The organism is Salinicola sp., assembly GCF_982684285.1.
In genome coordinates, this window is sequence record NZ_CEXLVS010000160.1 from 1 (window position 1) to 5,140 (window position 5,140).

General features: G+C 60.5%; 6 protein-coding genes. 5 read left to right on the top strand and 1 reads right to left on the bottom strand.

Annotated features, from left to right (window positions below; all coding sequences use genetic code 11):
- From AC3AYF_RS13880 to AC3AYF_RS13890, 3 genes are all read left to right on the top strand, one after another.
- A partial coding sequence (locus AC3AYF_RS13880) for a hypothetical protein (protein WP_295040150.1) occupies positions 1-1,336 on the top strand: 1,336 nt, incomplete at its 5' end.
- Positions 1,336-1,713 carry a hypothetical protein gene (locus AC3AYF_RS13885; RefSeq protein WP_295040149.1) on the top strand — a complete coding sequence of 126 codons (378 nt, stop codon included), beginning with the start codon at positions 1,336-1,338 and terminating at the stop codon, positions 1,711-1,713. The genes AC3AYF_RS13880 and AC3AYF_RS13885, both read left to right, overlap by 1 nt.
- Positions 1,710-3,230, top strand: a complete 1,521-nt coding sequence (locus AC3AYF_RS13890; protein WP_487779879.1) for a conjugal transfer protein TraG N-terminal domain-containing protein — start codon at positions 1,710-1,712, stop codon at positions 3,228-3,230. Before AC3AYF_RS13885 ends, AC3AYF_RS13890 begins: the two co-directional genes overlap by 4 nt.
- A gap of 34 nt (positions 3,231-3,264) precedes the next feature.
- Here the strand turns inward: AC3AYF_RS13890 and AC3AYF_RS13895 are convergent, their stop codons facing one another.
- On the bottom strand, positions 3,265-3,534 hold the full coding sequence (locus AC3AYF_RS13895) for a hypothetical protein (RefSeq protein WP_295040145.1): 270 nt from the start codon (positions 3,532-3,534) through the stop codon (positions 3,265-3,267).
- Positions 3,535-3,695: 161 nt separating this feature from the next.
- On the opposite strand from AC3AYF_RS13895, the gene AC3AYF_RS13900 reads away from it, so the two are divergent.
- Both AC3AYF_RS13900 and AC3AYF_RS13905 read left to right on the top strand, forming a co-directional pair.
- Positions 3,696-4,124 (top strand): DUF2384 domain-containing protein, encoded by a 429-nt coding sequence (locus tag AC3AYF_RS13900; RefSeq protein ID WP_295040144.1) that lies wholly within the window; start codon positions 3,696-3,698, stop codon positions 4,122-4,124.
- Positions 4,121-4,639: an RES family NAD+ phosphorylase gene (locus tag AC3AYF_RS13905; protein WP_295040142.1), complete on the top strand. Its 519-nt coding sequence runs from the start codon at positions 4,121-4,123 to the stop codon at positions 4,637-4,639. The genes AC3AYF_RS13900 and AC3AYF_RS13905 overlap by 4 nt, the downstream gene beginning before the upstream one ends.
- The last annotated feature ends 501 nt before the right edge of the window (positions 4,640-5,140 follow it).

Sequence of the window (5,140 nt, forward strand, 5' to 3'; positions counted from 1 at the left end):
CGGCGGTGCCGCGCCCTTCGGTGCTTCGGCAGGCCTGGGTCATGGTCCGAGGGCACAGGGGCTCGGCGTCAGCTGGGACGTGAACGCGACCTGCGGCAACTTCGACGTGGGATCGACGGTGAGCAATCAGCTCAACGGGGCCACCAACGGCTTCCAGAACATGATGGGCAGCGTGGTCTCCAATGCCACCGGCGCGGTGGCCAGCCTGCCTGCGATGATCATCCAGCGCTCCAATCCCGCCCTCTACGACCTACTGACCAACGGTGTCATGCAGGGGCGGCTCGACTTCGACCGATCCAAGCTCAGCTGTCAGCGCATGTCTGAAAATCTCGCTGACGCCACCTTGAGCGGCGGCATGCGACAGGCGTCGATGGCTGACAACTTCCAGTATCAGGCGTCTCAGGGCAGCGGCGACATTGTGGCCGCCGAGCAAGCCGCCGAGGCCGAGGCCGGTAACGGTGGCGTGACGTGGATCGACGGACGTAAGCGTGGCGGTGCGGGTCAACAACCTGTGCGAGTAGTCGAAGACACCGCGACTGCCGGATACAACCTGCTTCACGGTCGAACTGATCCTACCTCCCAGGAGTCCGTCTCGGGCGGTGGCGGCGGATGGGGATCGGTCGCGACCTCGAGCGGCGACTGGGTCGGCGGTGGCGGTATCGCCGGCGGCAATGGGGGATCCGGCGGCAGCGGTAACGACTGTCAGGGCGGCATGTGCACTATTTGGGGCTCTCCCAAGGAAGCCGCCATGTGGACCAAGAAGGTGGTGGGCGATACGGAGCTTCGGACCTGCAACGACTGCGAAAAATCCGAAACGATCGCGGGTACTGGGCTGATCCGGGAACTCGAAGACGAGCAGGGCGACATTCACGACACCCTGGTCGGGATGCTCAACGGTGGCGAGATCACCCAGTCGAAGCTCAACGACGTTTCTGCCGGCAACGGCCTGGCCGTCTCGCGGGGCGTGATCGAGGCCATGCGCTCTGACCCGCAGGGGCCGCTGCTGGCCCAGCGCCTGGCCAGCGAGATGGCATTGGCCCGAACGTTGACCAAAGCGATGTGGGCTCGTCGTGCTCTGGTGGCCGGTTCCAGCGACCCCGGCATCGAAAGCAACAAGGAAGGTATGACGGCGCTGGATCGCAAGATCGATTCGTTCAATCGTGACATCGAGCTTCTGCGCAGTGAAATGGAGATCCGCAAATCGCTGTCGAGCAATGCGGCACTTCAGGCGCTACAGCGCGCTGCGAATCGCTCGATGGGCTCCAGCCCGGATGAAACCACGCTGCCGGCGCCGGTGCTCGATGAACGCGGCCGTCCTCTCCAGGGAGACGACTGATGCGCCCAAGACGACTGATCGATCCTCGGCGATGGCCATTCCCCGTCATCTTCGTGGTGGCGCTGATCGGCGTGTTCCTGCTCAGCGGCGTGATCGTGTCATTGGCCATCCAGATGATGGGTAGCCGTGAAGCCTTCTCCGCCGCGAAGCAGGCCGCACTGCCCTGGCTGTTCCTGTGGCGATGGGGATGCTATGCCTTCCTCATCCTGGCCTGGCTGAAGCTCTGGAAACCGCGCGTGATCACGCGCCTCAACGAAGACCGGGACGGCGGTGCCGCCGCACGCGAACGGCTCAAGCGTCTCGAGATTCTGACGCTGGTCGTGATGGCCGCTATCGAGCTGTTCAATCTGCTCGACTGGCTAGGAGGTGAGTCATGAGCGCGGAGCTGAACGTCAGCGACTACTTCGAGATGGTCATGCTGATGATCGGGTGGGTCGTGAACAACGCCCTCTGGTCGTCTCTGATGCAGACAGGTCTGGCACTGGTGCCCTTCGTCGCCCTGATCGCCTCCGAGTGGTTCAAGGTGCGCCAGGAAGGCGAGGACGAGGGCAACAAGGGGGTGCTGTTGATTGCCCGCATCGAGACCCGGCTCTATGCCATGATCATCTGCTACGCGTTCACCTGCGTGCCCATGATGAGCCTGTCGTTCAACCCGGTGAATGCCGTTGAGCGGACCAATGGTAGCGGGGAGTCGTGCAGTGTCGCCGTCATCGGGCAGGGCCAGTGGGGGAGCAACACCCTCAACGCGATTGACGGCCAGTCTGCCGAGATCCCGCTCTGGTGGGCGCTGGTGCACGCTGTTTCGAAGGGCGTGACCAACGTCGCCGTCTCGAGCATCCCCTGCAGCCCGGACCTGCAGGCCATCACCTCCGAGATCGACGCCCAGTCGATCACCGACCCTGGACTCAAGCGGGAGTTGGGCGAGTTCCAGCGGCAGTGCTATGGCGCGGCGCGCAACCGGCTGTTCCAGCAGGGCGGCACGATCGAAGCGCTCGAGGGGCAGGACGTCGATTGGCTCGGCAGTGAGTTCTTCCTGAATACGCCTGGCTACTACGACTCGTTCTATGCCGGCCGGCCGGTGGAGGATTTTCCCTACGATGCCAACCGCGATCAGGCACGTCCCGGTACCGGCCCCGGACGTCCTGGGTATCCCAGCTGTCGGCAGTGGTGGGAAAACAGCGAGAGCGGCCTTTACGCCCGTCTGCATGACCAGGTCGATCCGGGCATCTGGGACGGCCTTCGTTCGATCTTCTCGGCGACCGACGCCGAGGGTGAGGTCATTCGTCGCCTGATCAGCAACCGCGCGGGATCCGCGAACGGCAACCAGGACATTGCCGTTACCGGATATGGCAACCTGGATGGGACGAGCGTCGAAGACGGGCTATCCATGGTCGCCGGTGGCGTTGGTGGTGCCATGGGAGCCGTTCTTGGCAAGGCCGGCATGGACATGCTCAAGCGCGCGCTGCCGATGGTGCAGTACATCCTGATCATGGCCGTGGTGATCTGTCTGCCATTCGTGATGACGATCTCGGGCTACTCGTTCAAGGTGGCTGGCACAGCGAGTTTCGGGCTGTTCGCGCTCTGGTTCCTGACCTTCTGGTGGGAGCTGGCGCGCTGGATCAACGCGAACCTGATCAACCTGCTCTACAGCTCGGAAGCGGCCAAGATGTCGTTCGTCGCGGCCGCACAGAACGGCTACGACAAGCTGGTATTGATCTTCGTCGAGTGGGCGACGTTCCTGATACTACCAGGGATTTGGGTGGCAGCGCTTGGCTGGGCGGGGATGAAAGTTGGGCAAGGTGTAGAGGGTGGTCTCAAAAGCGGCACCTCTGGAGCGAAGGGAGCCGGCGATAAAGCAAGTGATATGGCAGAGAAATTTGCAACAAAGAAATGATTGGCCGAGTACTGAGTTCGGGGAATTGTCGCTCTCAGTCTTCGTCAACCATTACTCCACCGGAGTAATAACCATACCCTGTCGGTCCATAGCCGTAGCCATCTGGAGTTACGTCCGGGTAAAACTTCCCAGATTCAGAGTGCATCGGCTTTGAGGAGTTTGAAGCGGCGGCTCCATAGAGCGCCGCGCCCAATCCAGCCGCGCCTGCTACCGCAACCTTGCCGGTGATCTTGCTGAGATCCCACGCGAGCTTCGCGGTGGCTTTACGGCCTTTGGGTGTCGTGACGAGTTCGGAGAGCTTCATGGGGGTTTCTCCCATGGACATTGAACATTAGCTCCAGATTAGCGCTGTCGCTGTTCCAGTGCAATTTTGGCTGCGGGATGCGCAACTAGTCATGCTCACGAATAGTGCTATGATGCATTTATGAAGCATAAAAGATGCCATATAGCATCGAGGAGAGTGTCATGACCGCTGAAGCCCTTCGTGATCCCATCGAGTCGAGCGACTACCGAGCGCCAGAAAGTTTCGAACGATTCTTGCAGGATCTCAAGACGGCGGCGCGGCCGGATGGTCAGCCGATCATCAGTCCTCGCCTGTTCGCCAGCGCTCTCAGCATGGACATCCAGGCGCTGGCAAGCCGAGCGCATGTCCACCGCACGACCATCGCCCGCGCGGCGGGGGCAGAGAAGCTGCAAACCTTTCTGCGTGACGCCATCCGGGTCCTGGCAGCAGCAACCGACATCAACGGCGACTTTCCCGGTGCGCTTTTCTGGTTTCGCAACGAGCCCATCAGTACTTTTGATTATCAGACTGCGGAGGAACTGGTCAGCGATGGGAGGAGTGATGATTTGCTGCGCTACATTCGATCTCTCCAGGCTGGGGTAGTTGGATGATCGAGCTTTTGCATTTCGCCTCGGTGGCCTATCGCGTCCACGATCCCAAATGGGCGTTCATGCCGACAAGCGGCACGGGAGCGAGGGAACATGGAGGGCGCTTGAACAGAGTAGGGCTCCCAGCCCTCTATCTTGCGCTGGATGAGGCCACTGCCATCGCTGAATACAAGCAACTAACCGCGCTGATGCCGCCGGGCTTGATCGTGAGCTATGAAGTGGAGGTTTTCGGTCTGGTCGACTTTCGAGAGGGATACAGCGGTGACTGGGACCCGCTGTGGCAGGAACTCTACTGCGACTGGCGACGAATTTGGTTCAACCAGCGCGTCGAACCGCCATCCTGGCTCATTGGGGACATGGTCCTCGAGATCGGCGCCAAGGGCATTCTCTTCCCCTCTTTGGCACGGCCCGAGGGCACGAACCTAGTGCTCTTCACGGAAGCTCTGAACGATCAGGACAAGCTTGCTGCCTATGATCCCCACGGCCAGCTTCCGCGTGATTTAAGCTCTTGGGAATAGGTTCCCGAGAAAGGGAAAAGGTTACGGCGAAAGGGCTGGAAGGGAAGGGTGAGTAAGGGGAAGGGGGTTATCCGGTTGTTTGAATAGGACCACCCAACCCCAAAGGGTCGGGCGAGGGAAAGGGCCAAAGGGCTGCGCCTATTTCGATAGTTGCTGATATGTGTTTCAGTCCTTCGCGCTCCTCCCATTCAGCTCAAGGGTGAATACCTTCCTGCTATCGATCAATAGCGGTCGCTCGGCGAAGCCTGCTTCCGCCTCAAAGTGGACTGAGATCAGAGCACCTACCTGTTATGTTTCTAGAATGACTATTAGAGTGGCATGCTCCAGAGCATTTTTCGCATGAGGTGTAGTGAGGCCATCCAACTAGCGATTGATTAGCCCCTCCAACGCTGCGTCCAATGCCGTGACAGATTCGACAATTGTCCGTACGGTGGCACGATCGAATTCATGGTCGCGCTGCGAGTCGTGGACCCCGCTGTTGAGGTAACCCCACTCGATGCT

Bases quoted from the DNA above. Each gene is read 5' to 3' on its own strand.
- AC3AYF_RS13885 (WP_295040149.1), top strand. From the start codon at position 1,336: ATGCGCCCAAGACGACTGATCGATCCTCGGCGATGGCCATTCCCCGTC.
- AC3AYF_RS13890 (WP_487779879.1), top strand. From the start codon at position 1,710: ATGAGCGCGGAGCTGAACGTCAGCGACTACTTCGAGATGGTCATGCTG.
- AC3AYF_RS13895 (WP_295040145.1), bottom strand. From the start codon at position 3,534: ATGAAGCTCTCCGAACTCGTCACGACACCCAAAGGCCGTAAAGCCACC.
- AC3AYF_RS13900 (WP_295040144.1), top strand. From the start codon at position 3,696: ATGACCGCTGAAGCCCTTCGTGATCCCATCGAGTCGAGCGACTACCGA.
- AC3AYF_RS13905 (WP_295040142.1), top strand. From the start codon at position 4,121: ATGATCGAGCTTTTGCATTTCGCCTCGGTGGCCTATCGCGTCCACGAT.